Genomic DNA, 17,722 nt, shown 5'->3' on the forward strand with positions numbered 1-17,722 from the left:
TCCCCAACATCTTACAAAAGTTACTTTTGCAAGATGTTTAATCAACCCAATAAATTAACAAGCACAAGCTTGTCTGAAAGAAAAGCGATCGCTATCCCCAAAAAAAACTTAACATTAATCTTAGAAGTGTTAATTTTTCATCACATAAACTCATGGGTTACTACATCGCTCCCCGCTTTTTGGACAAACTTGCTGTCCACATTACCAAAAATTTCCTGAAGCTTCCTGGCGTGCGAGTTCCCGTGATACTGGGTATTCATGGACGCAAAGGAGAAGGTAAAACATTTCAATGTCAATTAGTCTTCGAGAAAATGGGTATCGAAGTAACTCACGTATCTGGCGGCGAATTAGAAAGTCCAGATGCGGGAGATCCAGCGCGGTTGATTCGGTTGCGCTATCGGGAAACAGCAGAACTGATCAAAGTACGCGGCAAAATGTGTGTACTAATGATTAACGATTTAGATGCTGGTGCTGGACGCTTTGATGAAGGCACTCAATATACTGTAAACACGCAGTTAGTGAATGCCACACTAATGAATATTGCTGATAATCCCACAGATGTGCAGTTACCGGGAAGCTATGATTCCACACCTTTACATCGTGTACCGATTATTGTCACAGGTAATGATTTTTCCACCCTTTATGCACCGTTAATTCGGGATGGGCGGATGGAGAAATTCTACTGGGAACCAGATAGAGATGACAAGGTAGGAATTGTTAAGGGGATTTTTGAACCAGATGGATTGTCACAGAAAGAAGTTGAACAGCTAGTTGATACTTTTGTCAATCAGTCTATCGACTTTTTTAGCGCTTTGCGATCGCGTATTTATGACGAACAAATCCGCAACTACATCCATAAAGTAGGTTTTGAGCAGATATCCTTGAATGTGGTTAACAGCACTCAAGGGCCACCAGAATTTAAAAAACCAGATTTCAGACTGTCTCACTTAATCGAGTCTGGTAACTTCCTGGTTGGCGAACAAAAACGGGTGGAAAGTTCCCATTTGGTTGATGATTACAATCGACTAAATCGAGGTAGAAATTCTCAATCCACACCACCTGCTGTTGTAACACCAATTAGTCAGCCATCAAATGGCGCAACCAAAGAAGTAAAAACTAATCAATTCCAGAAACAGCAAGCATCAAGTGCCCATTTAACTTTAGAGACACAAGAACAGATTCGGCAATTATTGTCTCAAGGTTACAAAATTAGTATTGAACACGTAGATGAGCGCCGTTTTCGCACAGGTTCTTGGCAAAGTTGTGTTCATAGCCACATTGATGCCGAGTCTGATGCCATCTCAAATTTAGAGGCAACTTTGTCAGAATATAGCGGTGAATATGTGCGCTTAGTAGGTATCGATCCTCAAGCCAAGCGGCGGGTGGTGGAGACAATTATTCAGCGTCCAAATGGAAACAATTAGGGGCAGATGCAGCAGAATCCGGGAGTTAAAAATCGGAAGTTAAATCGACGCTTAGAAACTGCATCTAAACAGACTAAACCCGCCCACGCGGGTTTAAAAAGCTTTATTTTCTATTAGCTCATATCATTTCTGGCTAATTATACCAATTTGAAAAAAGAATGCAACAAATAGACCATTTGTAGAGACGCGATTCATCGCGTCTTTACCCAAGGATATGTTGTTGCAATCATTAATTAAATTGGTATTAGCTGCTAAAGAGATGGTGTTTTAGCTATAGCAATGCCAATGCTGTTCGGTTAAGGCAAGAGACGCGATGAATCGCCGTCTCTACAAAGTCAATCCTAAATTATTTGTGAACAACAAAAACCCCAACTTCTTAGAAAAGTCGGGGTTCTAAGGCTACGAATTAGATTCGCCAGATTTTTTGTCAATTCTTAAACAACAGGAAACAATATGTTTCCTCAATTTGATAGCTGAATTTTTCCCTTTTACCTACAAGTACTGGCTGAAGCTGAGGTCATCGTTCTTAAATCGCCTGTAAATGCAGCTGTATATTGATAAGGTGATGAACCAGAGCAATACATGGAATTTGTATAGGTGTTACGGGGAGTCCACCATGACGTTGCTTTCACAGTCAAATTTGTACCATTCCATGATAGATAATTGACAAGTAAAGAGTTAGTTTGTCCATTATCTGACTTTTTAGAAGAGAAAAATGTCGCATAATCAACCTGGCCATTATCTGGATTAATCCGGGCTATAACTGCGGCTTTTGGCCCGCCTCCATTGCCATAGCTAGGCAACCATCTACCACTAGCAAAACGGCGAAAATCATTACCTGTCTGACTGCCTGTGGAAGAGTAAATGCCATATAAAACATCACTTCCATTCCAATACAATCCGTAACCTGTACCATCGTCATTTGTTGTCTCGTAATCATTACGACACCATGCTTTTATGCCATTATTAAAGCGGATAGTTACAGGGTTTTTGTTATTTGAGAGTTGCTGATAACCAATGTAAATTCTTGCTGTTCCATTAACTACTTTGGGGCCATTTTTAGCTGCGATTGTCGCTTCACTATCATTGCAACTGAATGTCACAGAATCGCCGATCGATGTATTTATGGTTTCGGCTAAAACTGGAGCAGTTTTTTGTGTGAGAACTAAGTCACTTACTAAAATTACAGACAAAGAAATGCCCGCAAAATACTTGTGTAATTTGCCAGAATAAATCATGTTATGAATCTGCCGAGACAAGGAACGGAAAACACCGTATCACTATAAACTCTAATCAGTATTTATACAAGCAAAAAGCTTGAAAATACTATATAGCAAGACTCTCAGCGCTCCAAAAAGTTAAGCAGAGCTACAAAATCCCCGATCTAATATGCATGATGATGCATGATAATAGCTGTATATAATTGTTGTTTATCAGAGAGCATTAGTAAATATAAAAAAATGCAATAGGTTATGATATGTCATAAACAATTGCAGTATTTTAGAAAATAATTTTAATCAGTAAAGTCGCCTGTGTTCGTTCCCTACAGCCCTTGCAAGAAGATTTATTGCTCTCTGTCTTATGCTTTTATCCGGGCTGTGTTAGGTAGTTTTAGGATTTTCAACTGATGCTTCTCCAGCAGCAGCTTTCAGGCGGCTCAATCTGCTTTTGCGAACCCGTTCACTATCGCGAATCCCACCTGCCATTTCATATTCGCTGCTATCTTTGCCATATTTAAAAGCAACCCCTCTCACCATCTTGTCTGTAAGATTACTTAGGGCCTTTTCCATTGCATCAATTTTAGTTTTAGAAGAATCAATTACAGTTAAAGCAGTGTTATAAGCATCAAGCATAGTTCTTAGCTGCTCAATTGCTTGACTTAAATTTTGCAAATCGCAATTATCACCAAAACTCATATTTGAATCAATTGCTTTGAGTCCAGCGGATCTCAACTCAGCTTTTTCGAGAACACGGGATGTACGTTTTTTACGAGACATCAATATATTCCTTAGTGAGGTTTATAAAGCTACTTTGCCTTACTAAAGCTGTTTTTTGGTTCAGTAAAATTAGTGATAATTATATTTGTTAAAAAAATCTCAACCAATCTGAGTAATTTTTCCTGGTTTTCAGTTTTTACCTATTTTTCTTTGCAATTGCTTTAATCTTGATGAGAAACATTGCAATGTTGATGAGGAACATTACAATCTTGATGAGAAACATTGCAATGTTGATGAGGAAGATTACAATGTTGATGAGAAACATTTCAATGTTTATGAAGAACATTGCAATCTTGATGAAGAATATTACAATGTTGATGAGGAAGATTACAATGTTGATGAGTAATCTTGCAATGTTACAGCAGTTTTCAGGTGTTTAAACCACGAATTAGATGGAGAATGTGGAGTAGGCTTGCCGTGAGCGTAGTCGAACGGGAGTGAGGAGTGGGGTATGAAACAGCAGGAGGAGACAAAGGCAGTTATTTTGTTGATACTGCCAGGAAAAGTCATAGTCTGGGAAATATAGCAATCCGTAGGAGGCAAGAGCAAGAGGCTATAGGCAATAAGCGACAGTCAAGAAGCCTCTTTGAGTTGTACTGAATTTTTTCGTAAATCAAATATTGATTTGGCTACTTAGCAAGTATTGGCAGTAATTAAGTATAGTAAATCTCATTACCGTGGATAAGTTTTATTTAATACAGCCAGATATTTATAAGATACTTATTTTCTCATAAATATTTCAATAAGTGGTCAGACAAAAATATTTACAGTCATTGCGATTGCTTTATTTTGCAACTCTTGGAGACGCTACCGCGTAGCTTGCTTCCCCGTAGGAGTACGCTCCATTCGCAATGACATTGTGTAATTAATTCTGTCTGACTACTTACTGCTTCACTCATGCCATTTATATTCCCAATACAAAGCTTTCAGAACGAAGACAAAGTAATATTTAGTACTATCATAGGGCGATCTTAGTGTGCCAGTTGGGTAACTCTTAGCTAAGTATAAATACTTCCCCTCCAAAACATCCCCAATTAGTGTGAGTTGTCCCCAATCATCCCCATATTTATCCCCACTTACTCTTCATTTATTTCTGGAGGTGCTTCTAAAAAGCCAGTAATTGGGAGAGGGAATTCACCGTTATTGAGTAGTATTTCAAAGCATTCATCTTCTGAAATTCCGTGTTTTTTAGCTTTGTAGGCTAGTAGCTCTTTAAACGCTCCGATATTTCTTCTTATGTAGAATGAAGTTATTGAGGCTAAATTAGCCCTTACAGATCGCTCCATTAGCTTTGAGGCTACCAAAAACCAATCTTTATCAAAATCTGATAAATTTATTGATCCGACATTTAATTTAGCCATTTTTTACTTTTTTATTTTTTCTATATTACACTTGTTTGATACTGGTATGCTTGTTTGATACTGGTGATATAAATTACGTATACTAACTTTTTGATATACCAATGTTAAACCTATATAACATTGGTATATTAAAGAGGTGGACAAATATAGAACATCTGACCAGACAGGTATACGCTACAAGATTAGACAGAGGATAGTAACTTTTCTTGTAGCTACTTAGACACGTCTTATACATGTCTAAGACTGTCGGTTTCTTGTCCGTTCCTTGTCTTGTCCACAGTTTGACTTACTACTAATAGAGACAATATTAGCTACTGACCAAGGCACGACCGCTAACGATTCACTTGATGAGCTTGAATATACCCGAACGATTGTTGCTGGGAAATTAAAGATACCAGCAATAACTATTGTTCGTTATTTAACATTAGGTACTGACTATATTCCTGCCTTGAAAGCTTATGTATCGGATGACGACCCTTTGAACGGTAAACAAATTTTGGAGTCTAATATCAAATATTTAGAAGAAATTCAATATCTAAAGTTACATTATTTGCCTTTGCGAGTAACTGAGATTTTGAATCATAAATATACACTACTGGAGAGTGGTTGATTATGAATATTTCAGAACTTGTGACATTTTTGAACGGTGTTTCTAATATTCTGGACTCTGTACAAGATTCACCGGAATTAAAAAGATTGGTCAAATCAAGATATTACTCGACAAGTAATAATCTAGTTTTGGCTGACATTCAGCTAGTAATCGAAGAAGTATCTAACGGATTAGCCCAAGCAAATAAATTTGAATTAGATCAAAAAGTATTAGAAGAATAAATCATACAACTAAAAAATTATGCTCTCAAACATCGGATTTCCGTTATCGATGTCATTGAGATTTTTTTTTCCAAATTTACCAAAATTGCTCTTACCATAAAATCATTCTTTTCCGCTATTGTTTGCGTAAGTCTTAAGATGATTACAATAGAGAATTATCTGGTAAATCCACTTGCACATAAAAAGCCATGCTTTTTTGAGGTGGAATTATTAGGGTTTAACTAAGTAATTAATGGGAGCAAAAATGATATGATTGGAATTGCGATCGCAGGCACTGGATTTGGTCAAAAAGTCCACATCCCTGGATTCCAAGCACATCCTCGCACTGAGGTAGTTGCTGTTTATCACCGAGATATCAATAAAGCCAAAGCCATAGCAAAATCCCATAATATCCGCCACGCTTGCGACTCACTTACAGATATTGTGGCCTTACCAGAAGTGCAAGCAGTCAGCATCTCTACACCGCCCTTTTTGCACTATGAAATGGCAAAAACCGTATTACAAGCTGGCAAACATTTATTACTAGAAAAGCCGACAACTTTAAATGCAGTTGAGGCGAAAGAACTTTATCAGTTAGCTAAAGCAAAAAGCGTCATTGCGACTGTAGATTTTGAATTTCGCTTTGTACCAGCATGGCAGTTGTTTGCAAAATTATTGTCAGAAAACTATGTAGGTGAGTTACGCCTAATTAAAATTGATTGGTTAGGTTCTTCTCGTGCTGATACCTCACGTCCTTGGAATTGGTATTCTGATAAAGATAAAGGAGGCGGTGCATTGGGATCTTTGGGTTCTCACGCCTTCGATTATATTCACTGGTTATTTGGGCCAGTGCGTAGATTAAACGCCTATTTGAGTACTGCTATTCCTACACGAGTTGACCCGATTAGTGGAGAATCTAAGGCAGTGAATACAGATGATAACTGTATATTAACCTTGGAATTAGCGAATGGTACACCTTGCCAACTTTCTATCAGTGCGGTTGTTCATGCAGCAAGAACCCATTGGGTAGAAGTATATGGCGATCGCGGTACATTAATTGTGGGCAGTGAAAATCAAAAAGATTATATACACGGCTTTCGTGTTTGGGGTTCCCAGCCAGGTAAACCTCTAACAGAAATAGAAATACCGAATCGGTTAATTTTTCCCAAAAATTATGCTGATGGCCGCATTTCGGCATTTATCCGCGTAGTAGACCAATGGGTACAGGGAATTGAACGCAATCAGGAAATTACCCCATCACTACGCGAAGGAATTTATTCTCAGTTGTTGATGGATTTATCTCATGAATCTCATACAAAAGCAAGTTGGTTAGACGTACCCAGTTTGGAAGAATTTCTTAGCAACTAGAGAGAAAATGAGCAAAACTCCCCGTATTCGTATCCCCCCGGAAGTCAAGAAATATGTTTTTGAACGTGACAAATATCAATGCCAAAGCTGCGGTAAAACTACTACAGAAACTCACCTCAGCATTGACCATATCATTCCCCTTGCCCGTGGTGGTCAAAATGATATCAGTAATCTCCAAACTCTCTGTCTTACCTGCAATCAACAAAAAACAGATAATATTGACCCCCGTTTCCGGCGATATTTTCAGCTTTAGGCTACAATCATGTGGGCTATTCGTTTCTAATTTCTATGCCTCAAAATCACAATAGCAATTCCCGAAAATTCCCCAATATTAAAACTACAATTCTTTACCTCTTCACGTTCATGACTGTTTTAGTAATAGCCTTTCCCTGGCTATATGAGGTTAAAACTAAAGCTGGGATCAATATATCACGTAGCCGCCATGCAGGAACCTTTTTTGAGAAACATACATTTGGACTCTTTAGGTGTGAGTGGCTTTATCCCTACCATTGCGATCGCTCTCACGTGAAGTAAAGAAAATTACAGCATAATTCAAAATTCAGAAGTCAGAATGGGCTACGCCCCGCGGCGCTAACAGTAGTAAAACAGGGTGCATTACCTGGATTTGAGATGAATCGTTGTGTACAACACTTTCCTTGAAATTCACTGCCAAAAAGAAAGGGGGTAATTATCCCCTTTTCTTTATGTGAAGTTTTTATCCAAAAATTGACCTCGTTCCCGGTATTTAGCTGGGAACAAGGTTTTGACTTAAGTTGATACTAATGTTGCGCTGTGAGTTCCTAAATCTATCCCAACTGATTTGAGATAGAACTGACATCAACGGCTAATTTTTTGCCCAACTTGAGCAACTGAAGACACTGATTATCTCCTTCATTGCCAACGCTAGTAATACACACTGGCGCTATCTGACTGTGCAGACAACTAAAATATAATTCTTGCGATCGCTGTAGGGAAATATCAATATTTAGTTGATCCCCGACATCAATCAATCGCTCCAATAGTTGGATATCTGCATTAAAACTACCATTGGCATCGTGCAACAATTGCCAGAGCGATCGCGCAATTAACTGTTCTAACATCTGCTTACCGTCAGGAATATTCAGCCGACAACGCAGATGTTTTGCTTCAGTTGCGATCGCCTCCAATTCTAAGATGTGATTCCAACTCTTTTGGGGATCGGCAATATCTTGCTCAAGCGATCGCAATGTCATCAAACAGCGATGCCCCAAAGCAATATCTGCTGCCACCTGCAATTCTTGCGGTACTGCGATTTCATCTCGATGAAACGCCATCAGCACCCCATAATTATCACGGTACGCTTGGGTATACAACTGTCCTAAGCGTGTCAGTGTTTCCTCACTAAGCAGCCGCATAATCCGGTGGCGTTCTTCAGCAAATAGATTTTGCAAGCTGAAAGCTTCTTCGCCAAATAGCTGTGTCATCGCCAAGATAGTATGAGCCGCACTAGCTTGTTTTAGTGCCCCAAAAAGCTTTTCTTTTAATTGGCTGTAGTTACGTCTCCCAGTAAATTGTTGAATGCCACAGTGGAAATCCCAGCCTCCCAAATGCAGAACTGCAAAGACCAAATGCTCACTTTCCCAAGTAATCTCTGATACCAGCTTTAAATTTCCCACAGCCAGAGTTAGCGATCCCATCCGTTGCATTTGGTAATCTAACTCATTGGCTGCGTAGCAGTAAACCCGCTTATGGTAACGCTGAGACTGTTTGTCAGCAGCATCTTTTCTGGGTAGGGAATTGTGTGCCTCTGCTGGTTTCTGATTGCTAAATAGGGAAGTAATGGCGTAATGGGCTGCTACTTGCTTAAAGCCAAGCTGGGCAGTTAACACGAGTTGTCGATAAATTTCTGCACCGTGTTTGAACTGATCCACATTACTGGGGGCTAAACCAAGACGCTTGACGAAGCCTTTTTCCAACTGCACACCAGCCACATCCCCGGCCAATTCCAAAGCACGGGCAGCGTAGCGCAGAATTTGCGTCCCCTCTGGACGGGAAATTTCTTCAAAAAACCAACCGCAACTAGTGAACATCAACAAAGCGTGACGCTGCATTTCTAACAGGCGCAAAGCGTCTACTTGTTCGGCTGCGGTTAGTTTGTGGGTTTGATGACGGGCGAGAAAACGGTTGACATTGGTAGCAGAGCGATCGCGCATTACTTGGATATATTCATCTCGCGCTAGCCAAGGATCGCGAAATAACTGCCTACCATGTTCCTCATAAACCTCAGTTAGTTGATCCCGCAGCCAATTGAGGGCATCCCGTAGGGGGCGACGCCATTTCTGATGCCAAACACCACCTTCACCACCACAACCACAGTCATCTTCCCATCTGCCAACACCGTGGGCGCAACTCCAGGCTGTGACTGACTTCAATTCCACTTCCCAACTGGGAGAATTTAAGCTCAGGTAATGGGCAAAGTTCGTTACCGTCCAACCTTGTTGAGGAAACTCTTTAGTAAAGGCATAAGCTAAAGTTTTCTCTGTTCCCTTCTTGTGATGTCCGAAGGTTTCCCCATCTGTCGCCACCGAAATCAGCTGTGCTGGACGATGATCCCCACGCACTGCCGAACCTATACGTCCAGCAAAGTGACTGGAGTTATAAACCACATCACTAAAACCCATATCCCGCGATATCGGGCCATCGTAGAAGAAGATATCAATGTAGGGTAATTCTTCTCTACTACTATCGTTAGGGCTAGTGGCAATCGCACTCAGAGGTGAAGATGAAGTGTCGAGTGTGGGCTTCAAATAACAACGATAGGGACGGGTAGAATCAATCTGACTACCGCCGACTTCAATCCATTCAGAATGGGGATGATCTGGAGTGGGGAGGGGACGGCAACGCAGGGCTTGAGATGGTGCAAGGACAATGAAGCGAATACCCTCAGCAACAAGAGCTTCTAGGGTTGCATAGTCTACAGCAGTTTCCGCTAACCACATCCCTTCGGGATCGCGCCCAAAGCGAGAGCGGAAGTCTTCTTTACCCCAGCGAATTTGGGTATATTTGTCGCGCTCATTCGCCAGAGGCATAATGATGTGATTGTATACTTGCGCGATCGCATTACCGTGACCATGCAAGCGTTGGCTACTCTTAGCATCCGCCTCTAAAATTCGCTGATAAACTTCCACATCGTAGCGTTCTAGCCACGACATCAGCGTCGGCCCGATATTAAAACTGAAATACTCATAATTGTTGACGATCCCCACCACTTCACCTTGGTCATTTAAGACTCTGGCAAAGGCGTTTGGACGATAGCATTCCCAATGAATCCGCTCATTCCAATCATGGAAAGGTGCAGCGCTCGGTTGGCGTTCAATTGCGTCCAGATAAGGGTTTTCCCTTGGTGGCTGGTAAAAATGACCATGCACCGTCACATAAACACCATTAGCCTTTCCCAGGGGATCGGTTTCTTTGGTGTTATTGGGATCTGAATGTAATGTTAACGTTGAGCCAGAGCTAGCTGGCATTTCAGCAGCAGAAGTCATGTATATTTAATCCAAAACAAAAAACTTGCAGTTGCACCGAAAAGATTGTGCGTAAACCTTACTACAATAGTTTGAACACAAAATCCGGTATAAACAACAACTATGAGATCCAACTAAATTTTGACAAAGCTGTTTTATTGTAGTGGGAAATCTGCGTTATCGCACAGCCCTTTCCCTGAAGGCTTAAAGTAATTAGCCATTGAACAAAGCCTCAGTTAGGGGTTTTCTCTTCTTTAGCGTCAATCAAAATTTTAATTGTCTTTTAATAATTAAACCCCATTTTTGATGTAATATTTTGGCTAAAATTCATACTTTTGCAACAAAAGATTACAAGAACTGATCATATCGCAATTTTGCTTTACACAACATCGGCAGCAGTGAACGGAAAACAGTACAATCTCTGAATTGTTCTACAGGCGGTTGAGAGTACCATATCGGAGTGCTGAGTGAAAGTGATTGTTAATTCAACACTCCAAATTTGAAACTTAGGATTGCTCGCTGTGAATGATACCCTCAACTTAAGACAACAAATGTCAACCAAAAACATTATTCTTTTCGCTTTACTACTGTTTATCCCGGTTTCTGTAGCAGCTCACTTTCTGGAATGGGGAGAATTGATAGTTTTCATTACAGCTGGATTAGCAATTTTGCCCTTAGCAGCTTGGATGGGTACAGCCACAGAAGAAATTGCTGTCGTAGTCGGGCCATCACTGGGGGGCTTGTTAAACGCCACCTTTGGTAATGCTACAGAACTAATCATCGCCCTAGTAGCGCTAAACGCTGGGTTAATAGATGTAGTCAAAGCTAGTATCACGGGATCGATTATTAGCAACTTACTACTGGTGATGGGTTTTTCCATGCTTTTGGGAGGACTGCGCTACAAAGAACAGACATTTCAGCCAATTGTGGCGCGGGTGAATGCTGCTTCGATGAATTTGGCAGTGATTGCCATTTTGATGCCAACGGCGATGAATTATACCTCTCAAGGAATTAACGAAGAAACAGTGCAAAATCTTTCTATTGCTGTTGCTGTAGTGTTAATCCTGGTTTATGCCCTAACGCTGCTATTTTCGATGAAAACCCACTCCTATCTATATGATGTGGGTGTAGCGGAGACAGAAGAAGAGGAAACCCCTCACGCGAAACCAAATATGATGTTGTGGGTTGGTGTCTTGCTAGTATGTACCTTGCTAGTGGCACTTGAGTCAGAAATGCTAGTAGATTCTCTGGAAGTGGCCACATCTCAACTAGGTTTAACGGCGCTGTTTACAGGGGTAATTTTGGTTCCTATCGTCGGTAACGCGGCTGAACACGCCACAGCAGTCACCGTGGCGATGAAAGATAAGATGGATCTTTCCCTTTCGGTAGCTGTGGGATCGAGTATGCAGATTGCCCTATTTGTTGCACCTGTGTTGGTGATAGCAGGGCGGATATTGGGTAAACCAATGGATTTGGATTTCAAACCCTTTGAATTAGTTGCTGTGGTTGTGTCAGTGTTAATTGCCAACAGTATTAGTTCTGATGGTAAATCCAATTGGCTGGAAGGTACTTTGTTATTAGCTGCTTATACAGTATTGGGATTCGCCTTCTACTTCCATCCAGTTATGGAAGGTATGGGGTAGTACCGCAAGGCGGAAGTCAGCCCCTTTGGGGAAGTCAAAAGTCAAAAGTTAAAAGTCAAAAGTTTTGTATATCAAGGCTTTTGCTTGTTTAAAATGGCAGCTTGATTTCCGCCGTGCTGTACTAGTGAGTTAGTAGTGCGTAGGCGTAGCCTGGCGTAGACATCGCAGTTTAATGGATTCGCGGAAGTCCCCACCCTTAACGCCAGTAAAATAAAGAGATATAAGAGCGATCGCCTGTATGAGCTACTGCCTTAATCCCCATTGTCCCAAACCGGAAAATCCCAATCACGTCAATTTTTGCGTGACTTGCGGTGCAAAATTACTCCTCAAAGAACGTTATCGTGCTATCAAACCAATCGGACAAGGTGGTTTTGGCAAAACTTTCTTAGCTGTGGATGAGGATAAACCCTCAAAACCACGCTGCGTAATTAAGCAATTTTATCCTCAATCTCAAGGCACTAACACTCTTGCCAAAGCTGTAGAGTTATTTAATCAAGAAGCGGTGCAGTTAGATGAATTGGGTAAACATCCCCAAATTCCCGAACTACTGGCATATTTTACCCAAGAAGCTCGGCAGTATCTTGTACAAGAATTTATCGACGGGCAAAACTTAGCCCAGGAATTAGCACATAGAGGCGCTTTTAGTGAAATAGAAATCTGGCAATTATTAAATGATTTATTACCAGTATTGCAATTTTGTCATGCTAGACAAGTAATTCACCGCGATATTAAGCCAGAAAATATTATTTTACGCGAGAGCGATCGCAAACTAGTTTTAGTAGATTTTGGGGCGGCTAAATCTACCACTGGCGCTGCCTTAAATAAAACTGGTACTAGTATTGGTAGTCCAGAATATGTTGCCCCTGAACAAATGAGAGGTAGGGCTATTTTCGCCAGTGATATTTACAGTTTGGGTGCGACTTGTATTAATTTATTAACAGTGCGATCGCCTTTCGATTCTTATGATATCAACAATGATACTTGGGTATGGCAGCAATACTTGCAAACTCCCGTCAGTAATGGGTTGAGTCGCATTCTCAACAAGATGCTAGAAAGTATCCCGATTCGACGTTATCAAACAGTAGATGAAGTTCTCAACGACTTAAATAAATTCTCGCTAGCAGCAGCAAAACCAGCAATAGCACCAAAGCCTATCCCTCAATCACCACCAAATTCTCCACCCAATTTTGTATCGAAATCTCCTAGTCAACTGGAGCGGGAACTAGAAGAAATGAAAACCCAATTTATGGGTAACAGCAAACCTCAACCAAATAAAATACAACCACCAAACCCAACACCTCAGCCTTCTAGTAAAAGTAAAATAGATGAAGAATTAGAAGAATTAAAAGCCAAATATCTTGGTAATAATAATCCTTAAAATCAATAAAAAATAGAAAACTGCCTTCTCTGCACCTCTGCGGTTTGTCGCTTTATATCTACGTTTAAAAAAAGTGGCTCTGAAACTCAGAGCCACTTCTAAAGCTGTATTCTGAAACTTTTTAACTTTTCACAATAACCTAGTGTAGATGTGTGAAAATTTACTTCTTAGCTTCAGCAATAGGAACCCATTCAGTGTGGAAACTTCCGGGCTTATCAAGACGCAGGTAGGTATGTGCGCCGAAGTAGTCGCGTTGTGCTTGAGTTAGATTTTGAGGCAAGCGATCGCGGCGATAGCTGTCAAAATAATCCAAGGATGCGCTAAATGCGGGTACTGGAATTCCTACTGTTGCGGCTGTCGCAATCACTTCCCGCCAAGCAGTCTGTCTGTCGAGAATTGTCTGCTTAAATTCGGGAGCTAACAGCAAGTTAGGCAAAGCTGGATTTTCGCTAAAAGCCTTCTTAATCTTATTCAAAAAGCGAGCGCGAATAATACAACCACCTTTCCAAATCCGCGCCATTTCGCCCAGATCCAAATTCCAGTTATATGTTTTTGAAGCTGTGGATAGCAATGCCATCCCTTGAGCATAAGAACAGATTTTTGAACAATAGAGAGCATCACGGACTTTGTTGATAAAGTCCTTGGTTTGCCCGTTATACTTGCCACTGGGGCCTGTAAGGACTTTAGATGCTGCAACCCGCTCCTCTTTAATGGAAGATATAATCCGGGCATTAACTGCTGCTGTAATTGTAGGAATAGCAACTCCCAATTCCAATGCAGTTTGCACAGTCCAGCGTCCAGTTCCCTTTTGACCTGCTGCATCAACAATCAAATCCACCAGGGGTTTATTTGTTTCTGGGTCAAGATATGGGAAGATATTCTTCGTAATCTCAATCAAAAATGAATCGAGTTCATCGGTGGTGTTCCATTCAGCAAACACCTCATGTAGCTGATTATGGTCTAATCCAGCGACATTTTTCAGCAAGTCGTAGGCTTCAGCAATTAGCTGCATATCGCCGTACTCAATACCGTTGTGTACCATTTTGACATAGTGGCCAGAACCACCAGGTCCAATGTAGGTTACACAAGGGCCATCATCGACTTGGGCAGCAATTTTGTTGAAAATTGGTGATAGAAACTCGTAAGAGCTTGTTGTACCTCCAGGCATCAGTGAAGGCCCATTTAGCGCTCCTTCTTCACCGCCACTGACACCCATACCAAGATACCGAAGCCCAGCGGGTTCTAATTCCTGAGTGCGTCGTTCCGTATCTTCAAACCAAGAGTTGCCACCGTCGATAATGATATCGCCTTCCTCTAACAAGGGTTTGAGTTGAGCAATTACCGCATCCACTGGCTTACCAGCTTGCACCATTACTAGAATTTTGCGGGGACGTTCCAATAAGGCAACGAATTCTTCTAGAGTAAAGGCGGCTTTGACGTTCCGTCCTGGCGCGCGCTGCGCCATAAACGCATCCGTTTTTTCTCGGGAGCGGTTGTAAACTGCAATTGGGAAGCCATTGCGCTCCACGTTGAGAGCGATGTTCTCACCCATAACGGCTAATCCAATCACACCAAAGCTTTGTAGTGTCATAAAAAATTTCTGGCTAACTCTTGCAGATCCTTTTACTTTAAGGGTAGTCCGATATTTTCCCTTCTCTCCTAAAGAAGACCTTAAGACTTGATATAAACGACAAAAATCCACAACTAACATGGATAATTAATTTTAAATTGTATCTAAATCAACAATTGACTGGCAAAATTTGCAAAATTGTTAGTTGAGGGACTGGGGACTGGGGACTGGGGACTGGGGACTAGGAAGGAATTTAATTCACTAAATTAGTTTTTCTTCCTAATACCTAATACCCAGTACCCGATCCCCAGTACCCGATCCCCAGTCCCCAATCTCTAGTCAAAGGAGTAACCAAATAATGCTGGCATTTGTCCTAGCTTTGGTGGTCGGTCTTGGTAGTTTAGCCATTTACATAGCAGCTTTCTTTTTCCCAGAAATCCACCGCAAGAATGACTTTATCTGGAGTGGCGTAGGATTATTCTACGCTTTAGTCTTATGGGTGTTTGCGCCACGCATTACTGGGGGTTTGTTGCTGGGTCATGTGGCTAGTGTGGCTCTTTTGGTCTGGTTTGGCTGGCAAACTCTATCATTACGTCGGCAATTAACCCCACAGGCACAACAAACCCAAGTACCCAGTGCTGAGACGGTAAAAACTGGCATTCAAGAACAGGTGAATAAGTTGTCCCTTCAGGAACGGCTGGGCCAGTTGCAAAAAGGTCTTGGTACTACCTTCAGTGGCGCGAAAGACAAGGTGCAGCAGACTGTGAGTAAAAAGACACCCACAACCCCCAAACCTGAAGATATTACTTCTGTACTGTCAGAGAAACCTGCTATTGAGATTATTGACAAAACTATTGTCATACCAGAACCACCAGCAAAGGAGACAGTTACTACCGAAACCGAAGCAAAAACTGAGATTGTACCAGAAGCGATTCCACCACATCCCCCATCTCCTGACTTGGTGGAAGCCGCGCAACCAGATTTTGAAATTGAGGATAAGCAACCGATTCCCATAGAAGAAATTGCTCCAGATGCGGTACTCGCTCCCCCAGCAGAAACCCCACCTGAGCAAATACCGCCTAATCAACCTGGTTGAATGCGGTTGAATGCTGTGAAACCCAACGTTAACCTAATATAATGTTGGGTTTCACTATTTCCATCAGGCTATTTTAGGGCTAATTTCAAACGCTAATTCAGAACGATAGAAGCACACATCAAACGCTAAAAAGAAATTCATGTGTCTTAAAATCAATGGGGCGTTTCTATCTCTTGTCCAAGCAAAAACTCAGTGCAATGGCGATTTTCTTGCCCAATCATATTTTTTAGTTACCTGAGTTTTTTGCTTGAAACGCTTGTAAATCAGAGCCTTTTAGGGAATGAAACAGGCCTGCTTCGGGAAGGGGGTTAGAGGGTTAAGTCTTATAACTTTTAATTCTGGTAGAAACTAAAATGGTACGTTACGGCTTTAGCTGTAACGCACCATAATTAAGATTCCCTAAAATTCATCTTGCGTATTAGTAAATATTTCCTTCTCTATTGAGTTGTTCATCATGCTTGGCAATAACCCAAATTGCATGAATACTACCTGGTAGCCAACCTAGAACTGTAAGCAAGATGTTAATAAACAGAGTCGGGCCAACTCCAACAGTCAGGAAAACGCCTAAAGGAGGCACTAACAAACCTAGAATAAAACGAACTAATTTCATGATTTTGCCGTAGTTTTGTGATTTTCTTTAATTACATTCTGCTGAAAATACCGAATTAGGAAATCCACCTTCGGATATTTATTTGGAGTAGAGACATAATAAAATTGGTCTTTCTACTCCTTATAATACTTATCTATAAGGTAATTCACCTTGGGTTTTTTCGCCACCGCTCGCTAACAGGTTTCTTTCAACAAAGTAGTTGTTAATGAAGGTGTTAGCAAAAGTTAGAATCACTGGCCCAAGAAGGAAACCAATAATTCCGCGAACTGCGAACCCAGGAACTAGGACTGCTGCTAACCAGAAACACAAACCGTTAACGACGAGCGAAAATGCTCCAAATGATAAAAAGTTAAGTGGTAGAGAAAGAGCAGACAAAACTGGTTTAACTGAACCGTTAATTAGACCAATTACTAAAGCAGCAATCATAGCTGCGGGAAAGTTAGCAATATTAACGCCTGGAACAACTAAATCAACAATCAACAGGCTCAAAGCTGTAGCTAGGGCGGTTAATAATGGTGTTAACATTTTTCTTACCTAATCACTAAAGATTTTTTGTAACTTCTTATCTCATCTTCAGCTATGTGCTAGGTTTTAACCTCTCTTGCAAGATAGAATTTGGTTCTATCGTTAGGCCGATCATTGAGAAAAATATAGCGGTTCCAATACTGCGTAGGTTTTACCTAAAAAAGCACTCCGAGTAGATTGGGTTGAGGAACGAAACCCAACATTTTCAAGATTTTGTCGGGTTTTACTACCTTTAACCCAACCCAGAAATTTTCTTAACTGATTAGTATGCAATCACTCAGATTTTCCAGACTCAGGCTTATAGTAAAGGGCTGATTTATATAAGACTTGTTCTTGATGGGTTTCTAAAGTGCAATCAGACAAAGGATAAGTTACACAAGTAATATCATGTTCGGATAATCACTTATGATAAAAGTAGGGATGAAAACGATGAACTA

At 41.0% G+C, this 17,722-nt stretch carries 16 protein-coding genes and 2 pseudogenes; 9 read left to right on the plus strand and 9 right to left on the minus strand.

The window, feature by feature from the left end:
- Window positions 1-152: 152 nt before the first annotated feature.
- Window positions 153-1,424, plus strand: a complete 1,272-nt coding sequence (locus HWQ42_RS15360) for a ribulose bisphosphate carboxylase small subunit (RefSeq protein ID WP_292730659.1) — start codon at window positions 153-155, stop codon at window positions 1,422-1,424.
- A 488-nt stretch (window positions 1,425-1,912) separates the two neighbouring features.
- Here HWQ42_RS15360 and HWQ42_RS15365 read toward each other — a convergent pair whose 3' ends face one another.
- The 3 genes from HWQ42_RS15365 to HWQ42_RS15375 all read right to left on the minus strand — a co-directional run bounded on the left by HWQ42_RS15365 (window position 1,913) and on the right by HWQ42_RS15375 (window position 4,782).
- Entirely contained in the window at window positions 1,913-2,662 is a 750-nt protein-coding gene (locus tag HWQ42_RS15365; RefSeq protein WP_292813462.1) for a hypothetical protein, read from the minus strand.
- 363 nt (window positions 2,663-3,025) lie between these two features.
- Window positions 3,026-3,421 (minus strand): hypothetical protein, encoded by a 396-nt coding sequence (locus HWQ42_RS15370; protein WP_292813464.1) that lies wholly within the window; start codon window positions 3,419-3,421, stop codon window positions 3,026-3,028.
- A gap of 1,076 nt (window positions 3,422-4,497) precedes the next feature.
- On the minus strand, window positions 4,498-4,782 hold the full coding sequence (locus HWQ42_RS15375; protein WP_292813467.1) for a hypothetical protein: 285 nt from the start codon (window positions 4,780-4,782) through the stop codon (window positions 4,498-4,500).
- Between the two features lie 265 nt (window positions 4,783-5,047).
- On the opposite strand from HWQ42_RS15375, the gene HWQ42_RS15380 reads away from it, so the two are divergent.
- From HWQ42_RS15380 to HWQ42_RS15400, 5 genes are all read left to right on the plus strand, one after another.
- Window positions 5,048-5,392 carry a hypothetical protein gene (locus tag HWQ42_RS15380; protein WP_292813469.1) on the plus strand — a complete coding sequence of 115 codons (345 nt, stop codon included), beginning with the start codon at window positions 5,048-5,050 and terminating at the stop codon, window positions 5,390-5,392.
- 2 nt (window positions 5,393-5,394) lie between these two features.
- Window positions 5,395-5,613: a hypothetical protein gene (locus tag HWQ42_RS15385; protein ID WP_292813471.1), complete on the plus strand. Its 219-nt coding sequence runs from the start codon at window positions 5,395-5,397 to the stop codon at window positions 5,611-5,613.
- 249 nt (window positions 5,614-5,862) lie between these two features.
- On the plus strand, window positions 5,863-6,960 hold the full coding sequence (locus HWQ42_RS15390; RefSeq protein ID WP_292813474.1) for a Gfo/Idh/MocA family oxidoreductase: 1,098 nt from the start codon (window positions 5,863-5,865) through the stop codon (window positions 6,958-6,960).
- 7 nt (window positions 6,961-6,967) lie between these two features.
- Window positions 6,968-7,213 carry an HNH endonuclease gene (locus HWQ42_RS15395; RefSeq protein WP_292710012.1) on the plus strand — a complete coding sequence of 82 codons (246 nt, stop codon included), beginning with the start codon at window positions 6,968-6,970 and terminating at the stop codon, window positions 7,211-7,213.
- Between the two features lie 35 nt (window positions 7,214-7,248).
- Complete coding sequence (locus HWQ42_RS15400) at window positions 7,249-7,494, plus strand: hypothetical protein (protein ID WP_292813477.1); 246 nt, start codon at window positions 7,249-7,251, stop codon at window positions 7,492-7,494.
- A 272-nt stretch (window positions 7,495-7,766) separates the two neighbouring features.
- Here the strand turns inward: HWQ42_RS15400 and HWQ42_RS15405 are convergent, their stop codons facing one another.
- Window positions 7,767-10,484: a DUF3536 domain-containing protein gene (locus tag HWQ42_RS15405; RefSeq protein ID WP_292813480.1), complete on the minus strand. Its 2,718-nt coding sequence runs from the start codon at window positions 10,482-10,484 to the stop codon at window positions 7,767-7,769.
- A 530-nt stretch (window positions 10,485-11,014) separates the two neighbouring features.
- On the opposite strand from HWQ42_RS15405, the gene cax reads away from it, so the two are divergent.
- Window positions 11,015-12,106: a calcium/proton exchanger gene (cax, locus tag HWQ42_RS15410; protein WP_292730638.1), complete on the plus strand. Its 1,092-nt coding sequence runs from the start codon at window positions 11,015-11,017 to the stop codon at window positions 12,104-12,106.
- A 238-nt stretch (window positions 12,107-12,344) separates the two neighbouring features.
- Window positions 12,345-13,484, plus strand: coding sequence for a serine/threonine-protein kinase (locus tag HWQ42_RS15415; RefSeq protein ID WP_292813482.1), 1,140 nt, complete (start codon window positions 12,345-12,347; stop codon window positions 13,482-13,484).
- A gap of 160 nt (window positions 13,485-13,644) precedes the next feature.
- On the opposite strand, the gene gndA is transcribed toward HWQ42_RS15415, so the two are convergent.
- Complete coding sequence (gene gndA, locus HWQ42_RS15420) at window positions 13,645-15,075, minus strand: NADP-dependent phosphogluconate dehydrogenase (RefSeq protein WP_292730632.1); 1,431 nt, start codon at window positions 15,073-15,075, stop codon at window positions 13,645-13,647.
- A 337-nt stretch (window positions 15,076-15,412) separates the two neighbouring features.
- Here gndA and HWQ42_RS15425 point away from each other — a divergent pair, with 337 nt between their 5' ends.
- On the plus strand, window positions 15,413-16,150 hold the full coding sequence (locus HWQ42_RS15425) for a Ycf66 family protein (RefSeq protein ID WP_292730630.1): 738 nt from the start codon (window positions 15,413-15,415) through the stop codon (window positions 16,148-16,150).
- A 63-nt stretch (window positions 16,151-16,213) separates the two neighbouring features.
- Here the strand turns inward: HWQ42_RS15425 and HWQ42_RS15430 are convergent.
- From HWQ42_RS15430 to HWQ42_RS15445, 4 genes and pseudogenes are all read right to left on the minus strand, one after another.
- A pseudogene (locus tag HWQ42_RS15430) lies at window positions 16,214-16,351 on the minus strand (retroviral-like aspartic protease); the annotation flags it as partial.
- Between the two features lie 217 nt (window positions 16,352-16,568).
- Window positions 16,569-16,760 carry a YqaE/Pmp3 family membrane protein gene (locus tag HWQ42_RS15435; protein WP_292813485.1) on the minus strand — a complete coding sequence of 64 codons (192 nt, stop codon included), beginning with the start codon at window positions 16,758-16,760 and terminating at the stop codon, window positions 16,569-16,571.
- Between the two features lie 129 nt (window positions 16,761-16,889).
- Window positions 16,890-17,285, minus strand: a complete 396-nt coding sequence (locus tag HWQ42_RS15440; protein ID WP_292813488.1) for a phage holin family protein — start codon at window positions 17,283-17,285, stop codon at window positions 16,890-16,892.
- A 273-nt stretch (window positions 17,286-17,558) separates the two neighbouring features.
- Window positions 17,559-17,681, minus strand: a pseudogene (locus tag HWQ42_RS15445) (ferredoxin); the annotation flags it as partial.
- Between the last annotated feature and the right edge of the window lie 41 nt (window positions 17,682-17,722).

It is taken from the genome of Nostoc sp. JL23 (assembly GCF_017115065.1).
GTDB lineage: Bacteria > Cyanobacteriota > Cyanobacteriia > Cyanobacteriales > Nostocaceae > Nostoc > Nostoc punctiforme_A.